The sequence below is a fragment of the Calothrix sp. NIES-2098 genome (assembly GCF_963875125.1).
In the GTDB taxonomy this organism is placed as follows: domain Bacteria; phylum Cyanobacteriota; class Cyanobacteriia; order Cyanobacteriales; family Nostocaceae; genus Aulosira.
This window is the reverse complement of record NZ_CAWNKJ010000001.1, coordinates 2,426,735-2,446,319: the sequence shown is the minus strand read 5'-3', so window position 1 is coordinate 2,446,319 and position 19,585 is coordinate 2,426,735. Positions and strand designations below refer to the sequence as shown.

General features: G+C 40.0%; 17 protein-coding genes. 5 read left to right on the top strand and 12 right to left on the bottom strand.

What is annotated here, in order from left to right; all coding sequences use genetic code 11:
- Positions 1-352: 352 nt before the first annotated feature.
- The 6 genes from AACU33_RS10290 to pntA form a co-directional block, all read right to left on the bottom strand.
- The gene (locus AACU33_RS10290; RefSeq protein ID WP_096588412.1) at positions 353-3,553 is read right to left on the bottom strand and encodes a leucine-rich repeat domain-containing protein; all 3,201 of its coding nucleotides are present in this window, start codon (positions 3,551-3,553) and stop codon (positions 353-355) included.
- A gap of 174 nt (positions 3,554-3,727) precedes the next feature.
- Positions 3,728-3,907 (bottom strand): hypothetical protein, encoded by a 180-nt coding sequence (locus tag AACU33_RS37570; RefSeq protein ID WP_445291752.1) that lies wholly within the window; start codon positions 3,905-3,907, stop codon positions 3,728-3,730.
- Positions 3,908-4,011: 104 nt separating this feature from the next.
- Positions 4,012-4,428: a retropepsin-like aspartic protease gene (locus AACU33_RS10285; protein ID WP_096588411.1), complete on the bottom strand. Its 417-nt coding sequence runs from the start codon at positions 4,426-4,428 to the stop codon at positions 4,012-4,014.
- Positions 4,421-4,636 (bottom strand): hypothetical protein, encoded by a 216-nt coding sequence (locus tag AACU33_RS10280; protein ID WP_096588410.1) that lies wholly within the window; start codon positions 4,634-4,636, stop codon positions 4,421-4,423. Before AACU33_RS10280 ends, AACU33_RS10285 begins: the two co-directional genes overlap by 8 nt.
- Positions 4,637-4,834: 198 nt before the next feature.
- A complete protein-coding gene (pntB, locus tag AACU33_RS10275) occupies positions 4,835-6,283 on the bottom strand; it encodes a Re/Si-specific NAD(P)(+) transhydrogenase subunit beta (RefSeq protein WP_096588409.1) in 1,449 nt (482 codons plus the stop codon).
- Positions 6,284-6,292: 9 nt separating this feature from the next.
- Positions 6,293-7,882: a Re/Si-specific NAD(P)(+) transhydrogenase subunit alpha gene (pntA, locus tag AACU33_RS10270; protein WP_096588408.1), complete on the bottom strand. Its 1,590-nt coding sequence runs from the start codon at positions 7,880-7,882 to the stop codon at positions 6,293-6,295.
- Between the two features lie 1,360 nt (positions 7,883-9,242).
- On the opposite strand from pntA, the gene AACU33_RS10265 reads away from it, so the two are divergent.
- Positions 9,243-9,422, top strand: a complete 180-nt coding sequence (locus AACU33_RS10265; RefSeq protein WP_339375899.1) for a hypothetical protein — start codon at positions 9,243-9,245, stop codon at positions 9,420-9,422.
- Here the strand turns inward: AACU33_RS10265 and tftA are convergent.
- Positions 9,362-10,714 (bottom strand): hormogonium tapered terminus morphoprotein TftA, encoded by a 1,353-nt coding sequence (gene tftA / locus AACU33_RS10260; protein ID WP_096588407.1) that lies wholly within the window; start codon positions 10,712-10,714, stop codon positions 9,362-9,364. The two genes, AACU33_RS10265 and tftA, sit on opposite strands and share 61 nt — an antisense overlap.
- 178 nt (positions 10,715-10,892) lie before the next feature.
- Between tftA and dnaG the strand changes: the two genes are divergently transcribed.
- A complete protein-coding gene (gene dnaG, locus AACU33_RS10255; protein WP_096588406.1) occupies positions 10,893-12,833 on the top strand; it encodes a DNA primase in 1,941 nt (646 codons plus the stop codon).
- 44 nt (positions 12,834-12,877) lie between these two features.
- A complete protein-coding gene (locus tag AACU33_RS10250; protein WP_096588405.1) occupies positions 12,878-13,333 on the top strand; it encodes a DUF3592 domain-containing protein in 456 nt (151 codons plus the stop codon).
- A gap of 37 nt (positions 13,334-13,370) precedes the next feature.
- Here the strand turns inward: AACU33_RS10250 and AACU33_RS10245 are convergent, their stop codons facing one another.
- Positions 13,371-14,636, bottom strand: coding sequence for a plasmid pRiA4b ORF-3 family protein (locus AACU33_RS10245; protein WP_096588404.1), 1,266 nt, complete (start codon positions 14,634-14,636; stop codon positions 13,371-13,373).
- Positions 14,637-14,785: 149 nt separating this feature from the next.
- Here AACU33_RS10245 and AACU33_RS10240 point away from each other — a divergent pair, with 149 nt between their 5' ends.
- On the top strand, positions 14,786-15,337 hold the full coding sequence (locus tag AACU33_RS10240) for a nucleotidyltransferase family protein (RefSeq protein ID WP_096588403.1): 552 nt from the start codon (positions 14,786-14,788) through the stop codon (positions 15,335-15,337).
- Positions 15,338-15,451: 114 nt separating this feature from the next.
- On the opposite strand, the gene AACU33_RS10235 is transcribed toward AACU33_RS10240, so the two are convergent.
- The 3 genes from AACU33_RS10235 to AACU33_RS10225 form a co-directional block, all read right to left on the bottom strand.
- On the bottom strand, positions 15,452-15,655 hold the full coding sequence (locus AACU33_RS10235; protein ID WP_096588402.1) for a hypothetical protein: 204 nt from the start codon (positions 15,653-15,655) through the stop codon (positions 15,452-15,454).
- Positions 15,656-16,787: 1,132 nt separating this feature from the next.
- The gene (locus AACU33_RS10230; RefSeq protein ID WP_096588401.1) at positions 16,788-17,288 is read right to left on the bottom strand and encodes a hypothetical protein; all 501 of its coding nucleotides are present in this window, start codon (positions 17,286-17,288) and stop codon (positions 16,788-16,790) included.
- Between the two features lie 48 nt (positions 17,289-17,336).
- Positions 17,337-17,579: a hypothetical protein gene (locus AACU33_RS10225; RefSeq protein WP_096588400.1), complete on the bottom strand. Its 243-nt coding sequence runs from the start codon at positions 17,577-17,579 to the stop codon at positions 17,337-17,339.
- Between the two features lie 228 nt (positions 17,580-17,807).
- On the opposite strand from AACU33_RS10225, the gene AACU33_RS10220 reads away from it, so the two are divergent.
- Positions 17,808-18,308: a DUF1648 domain-containing protein gene (locus tag AACU33_RS10220; RefSeq protein ID WP_096588399.1), complete on the top strand. Its 501-nt coding sequence runs from the start codon at positions 17,808-17,810 to the stop codon at positions 18,306-18,308.
- 23 nt (positions 18,309-18,331) lie between these two features.
- Here the strand turns inward: AACU33_RS10220 and AACU33_RS10215 are convergent, their stop codons facing one another.
- Positions 18,332-19,579 (bottom strand): AAA family ATPase, encoded by a 1,248-nt coding sequence (locus AACU33_RS10215; RefSeq protein WP_096588398.1) that lies wholly within the window; start codon positions 19,577-19,579, stop codon positions 18,332-18,334.
- Positions 19,580-19,585 lie beyond the last annotated feature (6 nt).

Genomic DNA, 19,585 nt, shown 5'->3' with positions numbered 1-19,585 from the left:
TAAAACTTAAATTTGGGTTTTAGATATGTGAAAAAATCGCTTTTTGCGGTTTTATTCTTCATAGTCTAGGTATTAATTATGTACAGCAACATTAGTAACACACCAATGCAGGCAGGGTACAGGAGTAAATTATTGTCAAAATATATACTGGGATAGCTGGAATTTAGTTTAAGGTTGCATCAAAGATGAATGTTGCTGCTGTCAGTTTTTACAACAAAATTAGGTGCGATCGCATTTTCACCCCATGCAATTCAATTGCAGACCGATGCATTAATATAACAAGGCGATGCGATGTCTACGACAAGCTGCTCCCCGTCTACGCATTCAAGACGCTCAAATCTCCGGCATACCGCTATTTAACAGGGGGAAGCTTGAGTTCGATGTTTAATTTGCTTCCTATTTCCATAACATTGTTTGCAAAATCTGTCATACCTGCAATTGGTGCAGCAGCTACAGTAGCAGCAGTTAGTAAAGCTGTTAGACGCTTTCTGAGTTCGGGTGTATTGCGTTCTTTTTCAGGCTTTTGAATTTCTACTTCTATATCATTAATTACACGATCAATATTGGTGATTTTATTATCAATAGTTATGTCGTCGCGGATTTCGGGCGGGAATTGGGCGGCAGTTTGGCGCAGGTTGCTGATTAGTTGTAGAATTTCGTTGATGTTTGCACCGCTTGTTTGATTGAAGTTAGAGGCTTGCTGACTAGCGTTGTCTTTGACTTCGTTGGCAAAGTTGGCTATGTTTGGATTTTGAAAGTTGTTTGTGTTTTGTGTCATGGGTTTAAATTCTCCGTGGTTGTTATTGTAAATCTGGTTGACAATTGTAAAGCCGCTTTCTGGTTCGGCTTTTTGTGATTTTCGACGCGCTTCTAGTGATTCGTAGCCGTCTAAAAGTTGACGTAAATCAAGTTTTAATTTTAATTTGCCGATGGGGACTGTGCTTTCACCCATTGCCTCAAGTCCCAGAAGTTCTTGGTAGTCGAGGGGGGGATGATTGGGATAGCCAGGGACAGGAACCCATTCGGTGATTTCGAGATTGGGGAGACTTTTGTGGATTTTGTTGAAGACATCGCGGAGGATGCCGAGAAATAAGCGACGGGTTTCTTTGCGTCCGCTAATGGTGATGAAGATTTTTTTGTCTTCGGGATCGGCTTTGATGCGAGCAATGTTGTAGATTTCGTTGTGTTCTTGATATCGCAACATGACGCCACTGCGCCAATAGATTTGGTTATGAATTTTTTCGTGGGTGATGACGATGAAGCGGGAGATGATGCTTTCGGGGAGAACTTTGTAATGGTATTGAAATTCTAGGGTTTCGCCTTCTAGTTCTGTTTCGTCTGGTTGGTCTTTGGGCAGAAGTCCTGCAATCAGAAATTGTGGTTGCTGACATTCTAGGGCAAAGCAAAGCTCAAATTCTTTCATCAGCCCAGTCAGATAGCCGTGGCGCTGGGTGGGGTAACGTTTTGGATTGAGAATGCGGGTGAGATCGGCGTGTGTGAAGATGCCTTTGGTTTTAGTTTTGAGAATTTCATCGCTCAGGAGCGTGTAAATGCCTTCTGTCACCCAGTTGGGTTTGAGAACGTTGGTATCTTTGAGGATGGGATGCTCACGGAAGTTGAGAACTAAGCCGAGTCGATGCAGCAGGTCGATCAGTTGCTCTTGGTTTTGTTCTTCAGGAATCTTGTTTTCGTGGCAGATGCCGATGTAGCGGTTGTAGGTGATGAAGTCTTGGGGCATGGATTCGAGTTGTTGTTTAACCTCAAACCATGAAAGGGGTAGAAAGTCGTATACTTCTTTGAGGTTGGCGATTTGCTGGAAAATAGCGGCGCGAAGTTCATCAATGCCGATATTATCTTGGCAGGAAGTTTCGATAATGGCTTGAATGTTAGGATATTTTTCGCGTAATGCCTTGCGGTTGATGTCGAGGGGTTGTTCGTCTTTTTTGTTGCCAACGATAATCACGGGAGACTGTCCGCCGAAGCTTTCGATGAGTTTCAGCCAATATTCAATGCGGTTTTCTTCTTCACTGGTGCGACAATTACACACTAGGAGATAGAGGCTGCGCTTAGTCAGAAAAAACTGATGGGTGGCATGATAAATTTCTTGTCCGCCAAAATCCCAAACATTGAGGCGGATGTTTTTGCTATTGACCTGCACGTTCCAAGTTTGTACATTTAGTCCGTCAGTTTGGGGTTGATTTTGATCGTATTTATTGTGAATTAGTCGCTTGATGAGGGATGTTTTACCGACGCTACCTTGTCCGACGAGCAAGAGTTTGGCTTCGTGTAATGGTCGAGTTTCACTGATGCGAATTTGCCTCAAGTAATTAAAAATTTCTTTTGCATCTGTTGAATTTAGAATTTCTAATGGTATCTGGGTAATTCGGTTACCACGCAGTTCAAGCTCCCTCAGATTGGTTAAATTAGCAAGCGCCTCTGGTATCTCGGTTATTTGGTTGCCACTGAGGTCAAGCTCCCTCAGATTGTTTAAATTAGCGAGCGCCTCTGGTATCTCGGTTATTTGGTTGCCACTAAGATCAAGCCGACTCAGATTGGTTAATTTAGCGAGCGCCTCTGGTATCTCGGTTATTTGGTTGCCACTAAGGTCAAGCCCCTTCAGATTGGTTAATTTAGCGAGCACCTCTGGTATTTGGGTTATTGGGTTGCCACTAAAGTCAAGCCGACTCAGATTGGTTAATTTAGCGAGCGTCTCTGGGATCTCGCTAATTTGGTTGTCACTGAAATCAAGCTGCTTCAGATTGGTTAATTTAGCGAGTGCCTCTGGGATCTCGCTAATTTGGTTGTTACTGAGGATAAGCTTGGTTAGATTGGTTAATTTAGCAAGAGTCTCTGGGATCTCGCTAATTTGGTTTTGAAAGAGGTAAAGCTCTTTCAGATTGGTTAAGTTAGTGAGAGTCTCTGGGATCTCGCTAATTTGGTTACAACCAAGGAAAAGCTGCGTCAGATTGGTTAAGTTAGCGAGAGTCTCTGGTATCTGGCTAATTTGGTTGTTATGGAGGGAAAGCTTTGTCAGATTAGTTAATTTAGCGAGCGCCTCTCGAATTTGGGTAATTTTGTTATCAGTGAGGAAAAGCTGCGTCAGATTATTTAAATTAGCGAACACCTCTGGAATCTTGGTAATTTGGTTGCTACTAAGGTCAAGCTGCGTCAGATTGGTTAATTTAGCGATGGCCTCTGGTATCTCAGTTAGCTCTACTCGAATTAAGATAAGTTCCTCTAAATTTAGTATTTGCGTTACTACATTAGGAATATTCTTTAAAGGATTGCCACTAATATCCAACTTACGCAAATTAGGCAAACCCAATAGTTCAAATGGAAGGGTTTTTAAATTGTTGCCTGAAACTTTTTCAAAATAGTGGGTTCCTACTTTTTCATAACCTTCAACCTTCTTACCCAAAATCAAAGACTCAAGCTGCTGTAACTTACCAATTTCCCCAGGTAACTTAGTCAACTTTTGTCCCGACAAGTCTAACTCTCGCCAACCCTCAGCCACGGCGCGATCTATCAGTAGCAATAACTCATCCTGCGTCATAATTCCAAGCAAAAGGGTAAAAGGAAAGAAGATTGATGGAGATTATCTTAACTGATTAGCAAAAAATGCTACACAATCGCTTTTTGGCGATGTCTACGCGCTTTGAGATTTTGCGATTCAAAATCGGGTAAAACTATTGCAATCCTTAGCATTCACGCTTTTAAGATGTTTAACTTATATGACTACAGCTATAACGTTGTCACTCAATACAATCGCATTGTCACTCGATACAATTGAATTGTTTCCGGATACAATCGCATTGTCACTCGATACAATTGAATTGTTTCCCGGTACAATCGCATTGTCACCCGATGCAATCGAATTGTTTCCGGATACAATCGCATTGTCACTCAATGCAATTCGATCGCAGGGCGATGCATTAATATAACAAGGCAGTGCGATGTCTAAGACAAGCTGCTTGCTGTGGTTTTACGCATTACAAATTGAATATCCTCAGTTTATGACTTGGGACGCAGTTCAAATGCCATTTGAGAACGGTAAAAGCAAACATCAAATTCTAGAAAAAAGTTCATCCGCCCTAACAGTAATGGCACATTATCTGTAAGGCTCCATGCAAATACCAATCGTACAGGTGCAAAAGTACCGATTTGGGCCGATAAAACTAATCCTCTGGCTTCAACTGGTGCTAAATTACCAGCTAGTTGAACGGAAGTATTCAATTCTTCCCAAACTGCTCCTAGTTGAATACCTAAGGAGTAAGGTAAAACGTTAATGCTGGCTCCTGTATCTAGCAGTCCCCTAACTTCCACAATTGAACTCCGGTAAGCCAATGTCAAAGGTAATTGTGGTACTGCGTCAATATCGCCAAATGCATCACGTCCTTCAATGAAGGCAAACCTTTGAGCATTAACCATCACTTGCTTGTCTGTCTTCTTGCAGTAGTGCAGCTAGCTTCACAGCAGCATCATGGGAATTAAAAGGAGACCACACATGATAAGTAGCTCCTGGTTGCAGCGACAATGCTTCTTCATCTGCTAATTCTTGAACTAAAAACTGCATGACCTGCAATTTTTCTGCACGAGACAGATTTCGCAAGGTTGGGAATAATTCTGTTATGTTCATCTGGGCTGAGGAAGAATAACTAGATACGATTTTAACTTGCCGTAATTTGACAACTATCAATCAGTTCTAGATTGAGATGCGATGTCTACGACAAGCTCCTCCGCGTCTACGCATTCCCTACGCTCAAATCCCCGACTTCTTCATAGAAACCGGGGATATATTGTTGTCCGCTATATCAAATATTCTCACCAACAATAATTAAGTGGAAAATGCGGGTTTTACGGCTAGATTGAGATTGACGCTTTCTTCGCTCAACTCGGTAAGTTTGCCAACTGTAGCATCAATATTCTTCTTAGCATCGCCAAACAACATCAGGGTATTTGGCTTGTAGAATAGTGGGTTTTCTACTCCGGCGTAGCCACTCGCCATACTGCGCTTCATAACGATTACAGTACCAGCTTTCCAAACTTCCAATACTGGCATTCCGGCAATCGGGCTATTGGGGTTTTCTAAGGCGCTGGGGTTAACGGTGTCATTAGCACCAATGACTAATACTACATCTGTTTCTGGGAAATCCTCATTGATTTCATCCATCTCTAATACGATGTCGTAGGGAACTTTCGCTTCTGCTAACAGTACGTTCATGTGTCCTGGCATACGCCCAGCTACAGGATGAATACCGAAACGAACTTTAATTTTGCGATCGCGCAGTCGTTTGACAATCTCTGATACGCCATGTTGTGCCTGTGCTACTGCCATACCATAGCCAGGGACGATGATTACACTCTTGGCACGGGAGAGAATTTCTACTGTGTCTTCAACTGTGGTGGAGTTAACTTTACCTTCTGGCTGTGCGCTATCTGTTGTAGTTGTTGTCTGTGCGCCAAAGCCGCCTAAAATGACGCTGATAAAGGAACGGTTCATGGCTTTGCACATGATGTAGCTGAGGATAGCCCCGCTACTACCTACCAATGCACCTGTAATGATTAGCAAATCATTCGAGAGCATGAAACCAGCAGCAGCAGCAGCCCATCCAGAGTAACTGTTGAGCATGGAAATTACCACCGGCATATCAGCGCCACCAATTGCCATGACGAGATGAATGCCTAAAACTGAGGCAATTGCAGACATGATTAATAAAGGTTGCAGTCCAGTTGTTGCCTCTGCACCGATAAATTGGCTACCAAGCCATATCGAAGCGACAAGGATAGACAAGTTCAAAAAGTGCCGTGCTGGGAGGAGTACGGGTTTGCTGGTAATGATCCCTCGCAGTTTACCAAAGGCAATAATCGAACCAGTAAAGGTGATGGCACCAATAAATACACCAACAAAAATTTCGATTTGGTGAATTGTCGATTCTACAGGTGTGAGCGATCGCGTTTCTTGGAGATAATTGGCAATACCTACTAAAACTGCGGCTGCACCCACAAAGCTATGCAAAATTGCCACTAGTTCTGGCATGGAAGTCATCGCTACCCGCGAAGCAACAATTGCCCCAATTACGGCTCCGGGAATCACAACTGTTCCCAAGATGCCGTAAGCGTTCATATCTAGGGAAAGTGCAGTGGCGACAAAGGCAATTACCATGCCCACAATGCCGTAAACATTGCCTTTGCGAGCAGTTTCCTGGTCTGATAGTCCCCCTAAACTGAGAATGAAGAGGGCACTAGCCACAATATACGCTACTGTCAGTAAGTTATTTGACATATTTACCCTCTATTTTTGGAACATTTTGAGCATACGTTGGGTGACTAGGAAACCGCCGGAAATGTTAATTGTGCCAACAAGAATTGCGATCGCTCCCAGAATGGTAGTATACGAACTCGACCCGCCAGAGATTTGCAGCATCCCACCAATAATGATGATGCCGCTAATGGCGTTAGTCACGCTCATCAATGGTGTGTGCAAAGCAGGTTTCACATTCCAAATCACTTGCCAACCAATAAAGCAAGCAAGAACAAAGACTATGAAATGCGAAAGAAATTCTGGCGGCGCACTAATTCCAATACCAAATAAGGCAATACCAACTAACAAAAGCCAAATAAGGTTACTCCCGCTTTTGGCAGTACTGGGAACTGGGGAAGCTGGCGCAGTTGCTAGTACTGGAACCTGCTCTTTGACTTTATCTTCACTTTTGCTAGTTTTGTTTTCTGTCACCTCTACTTTTTTCTCTACCTTTGGCGGTGGATAAGTTATTTCGCCACCATGAACGACTAAAGCGCCCCTAATTACTTCATCTGCAAGATTTACTTGAAAATTCTTTGCTCCTCCCATGTCTTCTAGCAAATGGTAAAGATTCGTGCCGTAAAGTTGACTTGCTTGTTGCGCCATGCGGCTAGGAAAATCTGTTAAACCAACTATTGTGACTCCCTTGTAACGGTAAATTTCACCGGGATGAGTACAAGCACAGTTACCACCTTGTTCGGATGCTAAATCAACAATTACCGAACCTTCTTTCATACTCTCAACCATTTCCTGAGTAATTAGCACGGGTGCTTTTTTCCCCGGAATCAAGGCTGTAGTGATGATGATGTCAACTTCTTTAGCTTGCTCTGCAAACAGTTCCATCTCCGCCTTGATGAATTCGTCGCTCATCACCTTGGCGTAACCGCCCTCACCACTTCCGTCTTCAGCAAAGTTGAGTTCGAGAAATTCTGCACCTAAGCTTTCTACCTGCTCTTTCACTACCAAGCGCGTATCAAAAGCCCGGACAATTGCGCCCAATCCTTTAGCTGTACCAATGGCGGCTAATCCTGCGACACCCACGCCAATAATCATCACCTTGGCTGGTGGGACTTTGCCGGCGGCGGTAATTTGACCGTTAAAGAAGCGCCCAAAGTGGTTTGCAGCTTCAATCACCGCACGATAGCCAGCCAGATTCGCCATTGAACTTAAAGCATCCAGCTTTTGCGCCCGACTGATACGCGGGATTGCATCCATCGCTAATACTGTGGATTGACGCGCTACCAATTTTTGCAATAAATCGGGATTTTGAGCAGGCCAAATAAAACTGATTAATGTGCTTCCCGGATGCAGCAAATCTGCTTCATGCTTACATTCATCAGGATGCATTTGGGGTGGGCGTACCTTCAGTACAATATCTGCCTCTGCCCATAAACTTGGCGCATCCGGAACTATCTGGCAATTGGCTTGGGTATAGGCATCATCTGCAAAGTTTGCCCCGCGACCTGCATTTCTCTCAACCAGTACATCAAAACCAAGCTTTTGCAACCGTTTGGCTGTCTCTGGCGTGGCTGCTACACGGTGTTCGTCAGGATAAACTTCCTTTGGAATACCAACCTTCATTGGTCTTCTCCTTTTGATTTAGCTGAGTTCCCCAAATAAAGAGAGACACTAAGCAATTCAAAATTCAAAATTACGTTTATAGGAATCCGGTTTGATTCTTGAAAAAAATTCCGTACACTCTAAATCTTAAGTGTAGGGGAGCCACTGCGTTGGGCGGGTTCCCCGGCTTAAAGCAAGTGGCGTTGGCCATTGCCCACCAAAACCCTGATATGGTGGGCAATGCCCACCCTACGTTATATTTCAGAAATCAAATATGAGTCCTATATTTAATGTGAATTCAGGCTATAAATCCGAGATAAAAGACATTTCTAATTCACATCAGGCGTAAATTCAAAATTCAAATCTAGTTGTTGATGCCTATCCTGGCTGTCGGCTGTATGCAAGTTAAATCGAAACCCTGAGATAACAAAGGGTGGAGAAAATCAGGATTCTACTGTTTCTTTTTTTATATATTGCTAGTAGCGATCGCTCCTAGCCGGAGGTTTAGATCTTGCACCAACCTCAAAAATACTCTGAAATAAATTTCGGGACGCCAATCGCACGCCACTTACGGTAATCTTTCAGGTGTCTACAGCGGTAGCTGCTCCAACAACCCATATAAACAAAGTGTCTTTGCTTTTTGCCTCCCCTACTTAGGTGTTATCTTTTATTTGGTTGAATTACTTCTCTTAAAGATACTATTTCCTTTATTGTATTGTATCTATCTTTGTATTGATTCTTAACAAGATTTGAGTATATTATTTAGCCAATAAAACTGATTATAATTTTGATAATTTTGCAACTATAATTTAGTTTAAAAAATCAAAATTTTCGCCAACTTAATATTTGAATTAAGGCTAAATTTATCCAAGCAGATATCTAATTAATCAAAATATATTATGTTAAGCTAATAGCACTGAAATATAGCACTTTAGATTAGATCTTCAATCTAAGTATAGCCTAATTAATCAAATTTATAAGCATGTTAATTAATTTTTTATCATAGTTAAATATAAGATTTTATGACTAAATATAATTTATCAATTTTTAATAAATATTCCCAAAAATAAATAATCCTGAATGCTGAAATAATCATCAGCATTCAGGTAGCAAATATTGACAGAGAGAAGGATAGGTCGAAAGTTATGGTAATTATTCACAAAATCTAGAACAACCTAAAATTTTGCTGTTATTTAGCAAGACATTTTCCCAAATAACAACATTTTGATAAGTTAAATAAAATAAAGATAGACTTTTAAATTTACTATGAAAGCTTTCTAGCTTCAATTAATAAATTAGCACTATATATACATAGTGATAATTTTATTGCAACTAAACTTTACTTTTAGAAGAAATACACTCTAGAATTAGCGATCGCTCTATGACTCAAATTCCTTTCCGTACTCATGGCAGTACTGGTAACTCAATGGCGATCGCCACTGCAAGTTACGCTACTAATACCGCTAAAGATGAAAAATGCAAAAATATCAATGTCAGCACTCATAACAGCTTTGCTGACTCATACAAACGTTTGAGCATGGCAGTAATCTTTGCACCATAATCTAAATCTGCTGACCAACGCCCTGATAACTGATCGATTAATGGCGCAATACCACGCGTCACAAACCGAAACCTGGGATCGACAACTTCGTTTACCAAAGGTTCTAAACTGGCGTAAGCTTTTAAATGTTGAATGTGCGCTCTCACTCCGATTCTGGCACTTTCAAAAGATGCTGCTTGCGAACTACCGCCAATTGTGCCTAAGCCAGCAAAGTTATTTTGCTCTGGTTTGATATCACTACCAAAGCGCAAAAATCCAGTTTCAACACACATTTGGCAAAAGGCAATATCGTAGTTTATGCCTTCTGTACTCGCTTCTTCTCGATAGAGTTTTGGGATATCTGGAAATTTCACCAAAGCATTTTCATTATTATTTCTGAGAAAGACTTGTAACTCCACCTCAGAAGTATTTCCATTGGATACAATGCGGTCAAATTGACCGGAGCAAACTACTAAAATTGAACGCAAACTTACAGTGCGAGTTGCAGCGTCCCAGCCTACAGAAACATTAAAATCACGCAATTCAATGGCTTTGACGTACACCACTTTGTGATAGGTAATGCGGCGAACTTCCGGTATTTTTGATAGGTCAACACGCAAACGATCTACTAAATCAATGGGGATATAAGCATTGCCATTAATTAGTATTCCTTGTTCTGAGTATTTTTGCCCATTAATGTTGATATTAATGGGTGGATAAGTTGGTTCTGAGGGAGTTCCTTGATTAGGGTCGATCGCGCGACTCCAAGAAGCCAATCCATCAGCAATCCCCAAAGCAAAATCACGGCGACGATTTTGTAGTAAAGCACGGTCTTCTGGACTACTGAGAAAACCTACCTGCATTAACAAAGAAGCGATCGCTGTCTGTCTGCAAAATATTAACCGACCCAATCCGCTATCTGTATCTGGCTTGACGCCTCGATTTGGTATCTGGGGTACGCGACGCAACAATCCTACTAGCAATAGTTCAGCATTGCTTTTGCGCTGATTGTTATTGGCGATGTAGAAGACACTAGCTCCCCTCACACTAGGATTGCTAGCTGCATCAGCGTGAATTTCTAGCGCTACATCAGTCGAACGACCGCGAGAATTGATCCAGGCGATAGTATCAGCCGCACTCAAGTCATCGGGAACTGACAAAACTTCAAAATTACGCGCTCTCAATTCGGTTACAATCAAATCTCGCAACAGAATCATTTCTCTAGCTTCAGTTGTCCCGCCTGCGATCGTCCCTGGATCGATTCCTCCGGCTTCTTTGCCTCCGTGTGCAGCAGAAATAAAAATACGCCCCATCTTCAGTATTTCCTCTTATAAGACTCAGCCTAAGTAATATTCGATATTAATCTTGGTTGAGCAACAACAATATAATAGCCATCAGGAGTCCTTAATCATTTGTCCTTTGTTATTTTTCCCAAGTTGATAACTCATGACTAATGACATTTGACTCTTAACTCATGACTCTTGACAAAATATGCAAATTCCTCGCTTGCACCCAGATACCATTGAAGAAGTTAAACAACGTGCTGACATTGTAGATGTCATCTCTGAGTACGTAGTTTTACGCAAGCGTGGTAAAGATTTTGTGGGTTTATGCCCTTTCCACGATGAGAAATCTCCTAGCTTTACTGTGAGTCAAACCAAGCAGATGTATTACTGCTTCGGCTGTCAAGCTGGGGGAAATGCGATTAAGTTTTTGATGGACTTGGGAAAGCGTTCCTTTGCAGAAGTGACTCTAGATTTAGCACGGCGTTACCAAGTACCCGTGCAAACCCTAGAACCCGAACAAAGACAGGAATTACAACGACAGATTTCTTTGCGCGAACAGTTATATGAAGTTCTCGCTTCGACAGCACATTTTTATCAACACGCCCTGAGACAATCTCAAGGACAGAAAGCATTACAGTATCTCAAAAGCGATCGCCTACTTCAAGAAGAAACTATTCAGCAGTTTGGCTTAGGTTATGCTCCCGCTGGTTGGGAGACACTTTATCGGTATTTGGTAGACAGCAAACACTACCCAGTACAGCTGGTAGAGAAAGCGGGGTTGATCAAACCTCGTAAAGAAGGGGGCGGTTACTATGATGTATTTCGCGATCGCTTGATGATTCCCATTCGCGACGTTCAAGGACGGGTCATCGGCTTTGGTGGAAGAACCCTCAGCGATGAGCAGCCCAAGTATCTTAACTCTCCAGAAACTGAACTTTTTAGTAAAGGTAAAACTCTCTTTGCTCTCGATCTAGCCAAAGCTGGGATTTCTCAACTCGATCGAGCTGTGGTGGTGGAGGGATATTTTGATGCGATCGCTCTCCACGCAGCAGGGATTAATAATGTTGTCGCTTCCCTGGGTACGGCCTTAAGTTTAGATCAAGTTAGATTAGTATTAAGATATACCGACTCAAAGCAGCTAGTTTTAAACTTTGACGCCGATGCTGCGGGGACTAATGCCGCAGAAAGAGCGATCGGGGAAATTGCTGAACTTGCATACATGGGCGAAGTCCAGCTAAAAATTCTCAACATCCCCGATGGTAAAGATGCTGATGAATACTTGCATAGCCACACCCCAGAAGACTATCGTCAACTGTTAACGAATGCCCCATTATGGTTAAATTGGCAAATCGATCGAATCATCAAAGGTCGTGATTTAAAACAGCCTACAGATTTTCAGCAAGCAACGCAGCAGATAGTAAAATTGCTGAAGAATATAGTTAATAATGATACGCGGAATTATTACATCTCCTATTGTGCAGAAATCCTCAGCTTGGGAGATAGCAGACTGATTCCCCTGAGAGTGGAAAATCTGCTGACGCAAATTGCTCCTGCTAATAGCTACTCTCAACCTGTACCAATCAAGAGAAAATGGGAAAGTGGCGGATCTTCTCAAACTTCAGTCGCCAAATCTCAATCTACTGTTGTTGCGAGCGATCGCGGTTTGTTAGAACGAGCTGAAGGCTTACTACTACGGATTTACTTACATTGTCCCGAACAGCGTCAAGTTATTTTGGACACATTAGAAGAGAGAGATTTACAATTTAGCCTTTCTCACCATCGCTTTTTGTGGCTACAGATTGTCGAAGTACCAGGGGGAATGGAAGTAGATTTAGTCTCAACTCTGCAAGACAAATATTTAGAGTTTACAGACGAGATGCGGTTGATTTCCCATCTATTTCATCTCAACGAGAAAAGCCAGAAAGAAATATTGCGTACACCCCAGGTAGTTCAAGCTGCGATCGCCTGTATGGAAAGAGTATTGCGAGAAAAGCGCTATCGTCACTTTTTAGAATTGTGGCAAGAAACCGATCCCGAAGCAGAACCGGAGCAATGGCAATCATATTATCAAGCTTTTTATAACGAAAAATTGCGGCTTCAGGAACTAGACCGTCAACGGCAATTTTCAATTACAGACTTGCTTTAGTAATTTCAATTTAAGTATTGACATAGTAAAATTTCTCTAATTCTATGGATGATTCAAAATTCTTTCTGTTATTTGGTTCTATATTTGCTGGTATAGGTAGTATATTCGCTGTCACAGGTATTATCTTCGTCATCAATACTAATTCTTTTGTTCGCACAGCAGAATCCATACAAGGAACTGTAATTGATTTAAAGTTACGTTCTTCAACTGATAGTAAGGGTCGCCACTCTTCTGCTTACTATCCAATTGTTAGATTTACTCCAAGTTCTGGCGAACCAATTATATTTGAATCCCATACAGGTAGTAAGCCACCATCATTTACTAAAGGTCAGCAGGTAGAAGTTTTATACCACCCGCAAAAGCCAGATTCTACCACGATCAATTCTTGGTTTGAACTGTGGTTTTTACCGACGATGTTTACTGGTCTGGGGTCAATTTTCGTTTTGGTTGGAGGCTCTGTACTAGTGATACCTTTTCGGAGATGGGTAAGTTTAAAATAGATCCATAGGTTTTATTAATTAACCCATTCATTCACACTTACTCCTCTTCATCCCAATCATCATCTTCACTCCAATATTGTTGTGGTGCATCGCCGTGAATTTCTAAAATCTTAGCTTTTTTGATTTTGTTATCTGGCGGCTCAATTGCTTCTAATTGCACATTAAATTCCCAATTGTCACCAAAATCATAAAGATAAGTCATGCTTGCACCTGGTTCAAGAGGTAAATCGCCAATGCGGACTCGATCGGCAAATGGTGGTGTTTCTAGATAGGGATGACCAATTTTACAAATGCGACCAAAACGGTCTTTATAAATAAATTCGTAAAGATGATCGTAGTCAAAATCAAAAGCATCAAGAATTATACTAGCTAGCGAGCTTAATTGTCTTTTTGCTGGTATCGCAATACGTCGCCAAGATTTAGAAACAGATACTTTAAAAATATAAATGCCATCATTAAAGCCTTGCTTGGGAAGAGTTAAATTACGCTCCCATTCTGGGAAGTATGGCTGAAAATTTGGTTGTAGTTTCCCAAAATTTATATCTACTTCATCCTCAAACTTTCCTAACATCCCAATAGAAAAGAGTAACCTAAATACCGCATCACCCAAAGGTAAACGTTGCACGCTATTAATGCGCCAGCCTTTACCTTCTTGTGGTTTTCCCTGTTTGATAGTTAATAAGCCAAATAATTCTAAAAGAGCGATATTATGCAATCCAGGGTAATAGCTAACATCGTTTTGGTCTTCATATTTGGCAAACTTTAATCCTTTATCGGAAACCCGTGCCCAAAACTGAATACACTTAAATAAATTATTCCAGACATCTTGACGCTCGCCTATAGTTTCGTTATTTCCCCAAATTAACCAAGTTTCTAGTAAGGTAAAATAACGTTCTGTTAGATTTAGGCTAGACCAAGCTGCTAAGACGGCTTCATCTAATACTAAAATCTGCTTTTTACCTTGAGATTTAAGTTGAGCTATTCCCGAACTGCGTAATAACAGATACAGTCCATTGATGTAAGGATAGGATTTTTGTACGGGACGTTTAAGCTTAGTTTCGATTGGGTGACTCAATCTCAAATTAAGTTCTGATAATACTTTTAAGGGTAGAAGATTATTGACGCTACTAACTTCCACTCCTTTTGGTTGCAGAAAATCGATGAGAGTCTGAAAGTCGCGCAGAATTGTACCTGGTTGATTTTCGTCAATGCTTAGTTCTTTGAGGAGTTGCTGCTGTGACTCTGTTAGGGAAGGTAGTTCGGGAGTGAGTGTGCGTTCTAATCTCGCAAATAAGTCTTCCATAATTAAAAAACAAATTAAAAATTAGATTTCAATTTAAGCTGCAATGTAATTCTTTGCTCTTTATACTACGAATGAAGACCTGGACAAAAGTTAGCAAATGGTGAATAGTAATATTTTTGCTTGCTAGCCCTAAATCCTCAGAATTTGATATGAACAGTAACACTCGCCTCCAGAAGATTCTAGCTGACACACCTGTAGGAATGATATTACCTGCGATCGCGCAACTTAATCTACCTGATTGGTGGTTAGCAGGTGGTGCGGTGCGAAATACAGTTTGGCGTTCAATATTTGGTAATGACTGCGAGTTAGTTATCAAGGACTTTGATATTGCATTCTTCGATATCCAAGGAAACCGTTCTCAGGAATTAGCAGCAAAAGCCATCCTCACAGAACAGTTCCCTAACGATATGTTTGATGTCAAAAATCAAGCCAGTTTTGCCCGTTGGCGTCCCGGTCGCAGAACCTACAATAGTACAGAAGATGGAATTAAGGAATGGTTACATACTGCTACGGCTGTAGGAGTTCGGCTAGATGCACAAGGACAATGGCAATTTTTTACCCCTTACGGCTTGGATGATTTATTTAGTGGCATTATCCGAACTACACCTGTGCATACTTATAACCCAAATGCTCATCAAAAAGCATCTGGGTTCCTGCAAAAGTGCCCTTATTTGCAATTAGTACAAAGCAATTCTATTTGAGTTGTAATATTTTTTCTGATGTCAGGTAATAGGTTGAATAGGGTGAACAATCAGGAGAAAAATTTCCTGAAATCGACGATTTCTCCTTTAATCACCCCAAATATTCATCTTTATTTATAAACCTCTATCGGCTGCTAATTTTCGCAATTTTTGTACTAATTCTCTGCCACAACCAAACTTATGTTTAGTTCCTAAGTCAATCAATTCGCGTTCGATTTGTTGTCTATCAATAGCATCTCCATCTAAATAAAACCCAAAGACTATATCTACCATTGCATCCGTATTTTGGTTGGTTAAGTGTAACAAATTCTCTATCATTACGTATCTCCACAACTATTTCTAAGCAGCCTGGAGTGCGAAAAACAGCACGATCGCATTTATACTTCTCCCAGACTTAGGCTATTCTTCCCGTGGTTTTACCTAAAATAACAAAATATATGTTAAGAAAAATTTTGGTACTTAAATACTGAAATAGCTGTCAGTATTTTTCTATAAAAAAACCGTAGCTGGCGACTACGGTTTTATTGAGCGAACTGATTCTAACTTGCTGTGAGAAGATGGAAGTATTACAACGTAAGCCTTCTGGCGTTGTGTAATCTCTTTGAAAACATAGTCTACCTGCTCTAATTACATATGTCATTACTTAAGTAATTACATTACATTTGTAAGATATTTATCTAAATCTCCGTAATATTTTCTACAATAAGCAGTGTCAACAAAGCTTGTTTATGAAGTTTAACCGTAATAACACAGTAAATTTGATAATTTAAAATACCTTGCGATCGCGTGAGTGGCAATAGTTAGCAGAACGATCGCTCATAGCGTAATGGGAAATTCAGTAAGATAATGTAATATTTCTTTAAATTTAATTGCGCTGCTTTTAGGCAATATAAAACCCTGAGTAACCTCAGGGCAGGCTAAAAAGTAATATACCAGCGTTAAATATTATCAATTTGCTAGCGATCTGATTGTTTCGTCCATTGGGTATATTTATTTATCTATCAAAAGGCTTAAATATTTAAATGTTATATTATTAATTCTTGGGTATTAATACTTATTTTAATCTCGTATCTCATTTAGACTAATTTTTTAATAAGTAATGCGCTGCATTTTGGGTGTGTTACAGAGCTTATGGCATAACTTAAGATTGTGACAATAAACCCAGATTTTTCAAGATTTAATCTCTAAATATTTGGAATTAATGCCTTAGGTAGATATTCAATCTGCCTGCAAATTCTAAACTCATGTTTGGTAGGACACTTATGTAACGACTCACACGAATTTATCCCCACATGATTTATGTGGGGATTTTATTTTTGAGTTAGCAGTTAAGTATAATAAACAAAATAACTATAGAAAATTTGCGCAACTTAATTTGAAATAATATGAGATTTTTTACTGATATTTAACTAAAATTTAACCGACGTTTAGCAGTTTTTGTATATACAAGTTAAATTAAATTAGAATTTTCTAGGTTGAGAAAATTTGCGATCGCTCCATAAGTTTTCTCTGCACTCTTGGCTGTAAACATCGGGCCAGCAGCTAAATAGAGATTGTTGTCAGACTCTAGCCTGAAGATAATATTGTAACTGCTGGAATCTTCAACAGTAAAGGTATTGATATCAAGCCCTATTATTTCTGATATTTTAGCTTCTTCAACTTCTTTATTGAATAAGCCTTGTCTTTCAATGCTAACTTTGTTTAATCTTTTATCGAGAATACAAATTATTGTGCCATTTATCGCTATATAGATAATACAGAGCAAGCCACCTAAAATTAGAAAAATCCCCAAAGGATAAGTCCATAAGCGGCTATCTTCCTGAATAGTCAATTGAGATACTTGCACTTGCTGAATAAACTTATTTATTTGTGCAGCTTTTACTGCTTTTTGCGTACTATCTGCATTAATTAAATCTATCGGTAATGAGCCAGATTTTGTTAAGAGCAGCAAGGGATAACTACCCCATGCATTAGTAGTGTTTTTATCTAGCTTTGCTCCTTATAACTCATGAATATCCCAGCTTTTAACTTGGGAATTTAACAAACTTTTAGTCACTAATTCACAACTACCTTGTGTTGGTGTTGAACGATTACAAGTGAGACTGGTTGCTCTACCTAAAGAAGTTACCAAAACAATACCGCTAGCAATAAAGATTCCACCAAATAACCAATACAATAAGCCTCGTGGTTTGAGACTCATTTTTAATAAAGTTGGAGTTTGCTCTAGAATCTTGAATCTCATACTTGCAGGTTAAATTAGCTTAAAAACACATACTAAGGCTGTAGATTATACCAAAAATTATTTAGTACATAACTGCTGAATTACTGAAAATATTTTGCAGCTAAGAATAAGATTTGATTCCTCTGCCAAGAGAATAAATAGTCAGATTAAATCTCTGTAACAAGCCCAGGCATTTATTCTAGTTAAAGGCTAAATTGGAAACAAAATTAGCCTGCATAAGGAGTTATAATGAGTTATCAAAGACCTGTAATTCTAATTCCCCAGTCTCAGCAAGCAAGGATGCTAAATTGGATTGCGATCGCCGGAATAGTTGCATTGTTTGCCATTGCCATTCATGCTTGGTTTGCATTGCCAGAGACTATACCCATTCACTTTGGATTTGATGGCAAAGCTAACGGCTGGGGTAGTAAAAATGTCCTATGGTTATTCCCGATTTTAAGTTTGTTTATTTACGGGATGCTGACAATACTCACCCGCTATCCTCATACTTTTAATTATGCAGTGCCAATTACTGAAGAAAATGCACTGCGACAATATCAAATAGCCTGCTCAATGCTCAATTGGTTGAAAACTGAAATGGTTTGGTTATTTACTTATATTGAGTGGCAAATTTTTTACTTAGCAACGACAGAAAACCCAAGCTTAGGCATCTGGTTCCTACCAATAACTTTGATTATTATCTTCGGAACTGTTGCATACTGGTTAACGCAATCGTTTCTAGCTCGTTAATAAACGATAAATTCAAGTAAATTTTATTTATTAGCAGTCTCTAACTCCTTTGCACTTTCACTACTAGCAGTTGTGCTATTCATTTGTTCTCGCAAAACAGCAATTTGAGAAACCATAATTTCTGCTATCCCAGTGGTTGTCATTGCTCCCATCCAGCGAATCATGGATGATAGAAACAATTCTTTGAGATAGGCAAAAGAAAAGCCATCTGTCATCGCTACTATTTGATTGATAGACTCTGGCGACAAATGCATCGCAGTTTTTAGGCGATCGTTCCACAGTGCGATGTAAGCTTCTCGTACCGAGTCATCTGGTAATTCAAAATGATACTTGCGATCGAAACGGCTAGGGCGATCGCGAATCGCCGGATCTAAGCGTTCGGGATGATTCGTACTCGCAATCGTGACAATCCCCTCATTAGCAGCGAAGCCATCGAGTTCGTTTAAAAAGAAAGAACGATTATCATCAGTCAACAGAGAATCTAAATCCTCTAACACCAAAATACAAGGTGCAGATTGTCTTGCTTGTTTAAATACCTTGCGAATATTTTCGCTATCAGTGTCATATTCAGATTGGAAACTTTTAACATACAAGCATGGCTGTTGTATGTGATTGATTAATGCTTTAACTGTATGAGTTTTGCCGTTTCCAGGCGAACCGATAAACAAAATTCCCCTTTTCCAAGGGACACCATAAGTTGTATAAATTTCTTGAGAAGCAAAGAAGTTAGCTAAGTCATCTTGAATATCTTGTTTGAGATTTCCCTGCAAAATTAGGTTATCAAAAGTTGCACTCTTTATAGATTGGAAAAGCTCAGGGTTTTTTGCCCAATATCCATCTTCAAAAACTAAAACTTCCTCGCGGATTTCCGAATTCCAATCACACACAGCAGTAAAAAAGCTTTCTGCTAATTCTCGACTATCAGCGAGAATCCAGTAATATCTAGTTTTACAATAGCCTTCCTGCCAACTCATTAACAGAATATCAATTTTCTGCCCTTGCCAATGCACCTCAAATTCAGCATTTTCTGTATATTTATATAAATGATTTTCCATCCCATCCCAGCCAGTTAAAATCTGGTTGTGAATTGAGGAATGATATTGAATTTGGCAAAGATTTGCCTCGGCATACTTCTCTAAATTGAATGTAGAATCGTTACCTTCTAAAAGTACTTTTTTCGGGTAAATCGCTACTAATTCTTGACTAATATGATAGGCGATCGCATTGTTAGGCAGGCTAAGTGCTTCTGTAATCAGTTGTTGAATATTCATTCTGAT

Coding starts and splice junctions, on each gene's coding strand:
- AACU33_RS10240 (WP_096588403.1), top strand. CDS start 14,786: ATGAACAGTAACACTCGCCTCCAGAAGATTCTAGCTGACACACCTGTA.
- pntA (WP_096588408.1), bottom strand. CDS start 7,882: ATGAAGGTTGGTATTCCAAAGGAAGTTTATCCTGACGAACACCGTGTA.
- AACU33_RS10290 (WP_096588412.1), bottom strand. CDS start 3,553: ATGACGCAGGATGAGTTATTGCTACTGATAGATCGCGCCGTGGCTGAG.
- AACU33_RS10265 (WP_339375899.1), top strand. CDS start 9,243: ATGACTCAAATTCCTTTCCGTACTCATGGCAGTACTGGTAACTCAATG.
- AACU33_RS10215 (WP_096588398.1), bottom strand. CDS start 19,579: ATGAATATTCAACAACTGATTACAGAAGCACTTAGCCTGCCTAACAAT.
- dnaG (WP_096588406.1), top strand. CDS start 10,893: ATGCAAATTCCTCGCTTGCACCCAGATACCATTGAAGAAGTTAAACAA.
- AACU33_RS10225 (WP_096588400.1), bottom strand. CDS start 17,579: ATGAGATTCAAGATTCTAGAGCAAACTCCAACTTTATTAAAAATGAGT.
- AACU33_RS10285 (WP_096588411.1), bottom strand. CDS start 4,428: ATGGTTAATGCTCAAAGGTTTGCCTTCATTGAAGGACGTGATGCATTT.
- tftA (WP_096588407.1), bottom strand. CDS start 10,714: ATGGGGCGTATTTTTATTTCTGCTGCACACGGAGGCAAAGAAGCCGGA.
- pntB (WP_096588409.1), bottom strand. CDS start 6,283: ATGTCAAATAACTTACTGACAGTAGCGTATATTGTGGCTAGTGCCCTC.
- AACU33_RS10250 (WP_096588405.1), top strand. CDS start 12,878: ATGGATGATTCAAAATTCTTTCTGTTATTTGGTTCTATATTTGCTGGT.
- AACU33_RS10220 (WP_096588399.1), top strand. CDS start 17,808: ATGAGTTATCAAAGACCTGTAATTCTAATTCCCCAGTCTCAGCAAGCA.
- AACU33_RS10280 (WP_096588410.1), bottom strand. CDS start 4,636: ATGAACATAACAGAATTATTCCCAACCTTGCGAAATCTGTCTCGTGCA.
- AACU33_RS10235 (WP_096588402.1), bottom strand. CDS start 15,655: ATGATAGAGAATTTGTTACACTTAACCAACCAAAATACGGATGCAATG.
- AACU33_RS10245 (WP_096588404.1), bottom strand. CDS start 14,636: ATGGAAGACTTATTTGCGAGATTAGAACGCACACTCACTCCCGAACTA.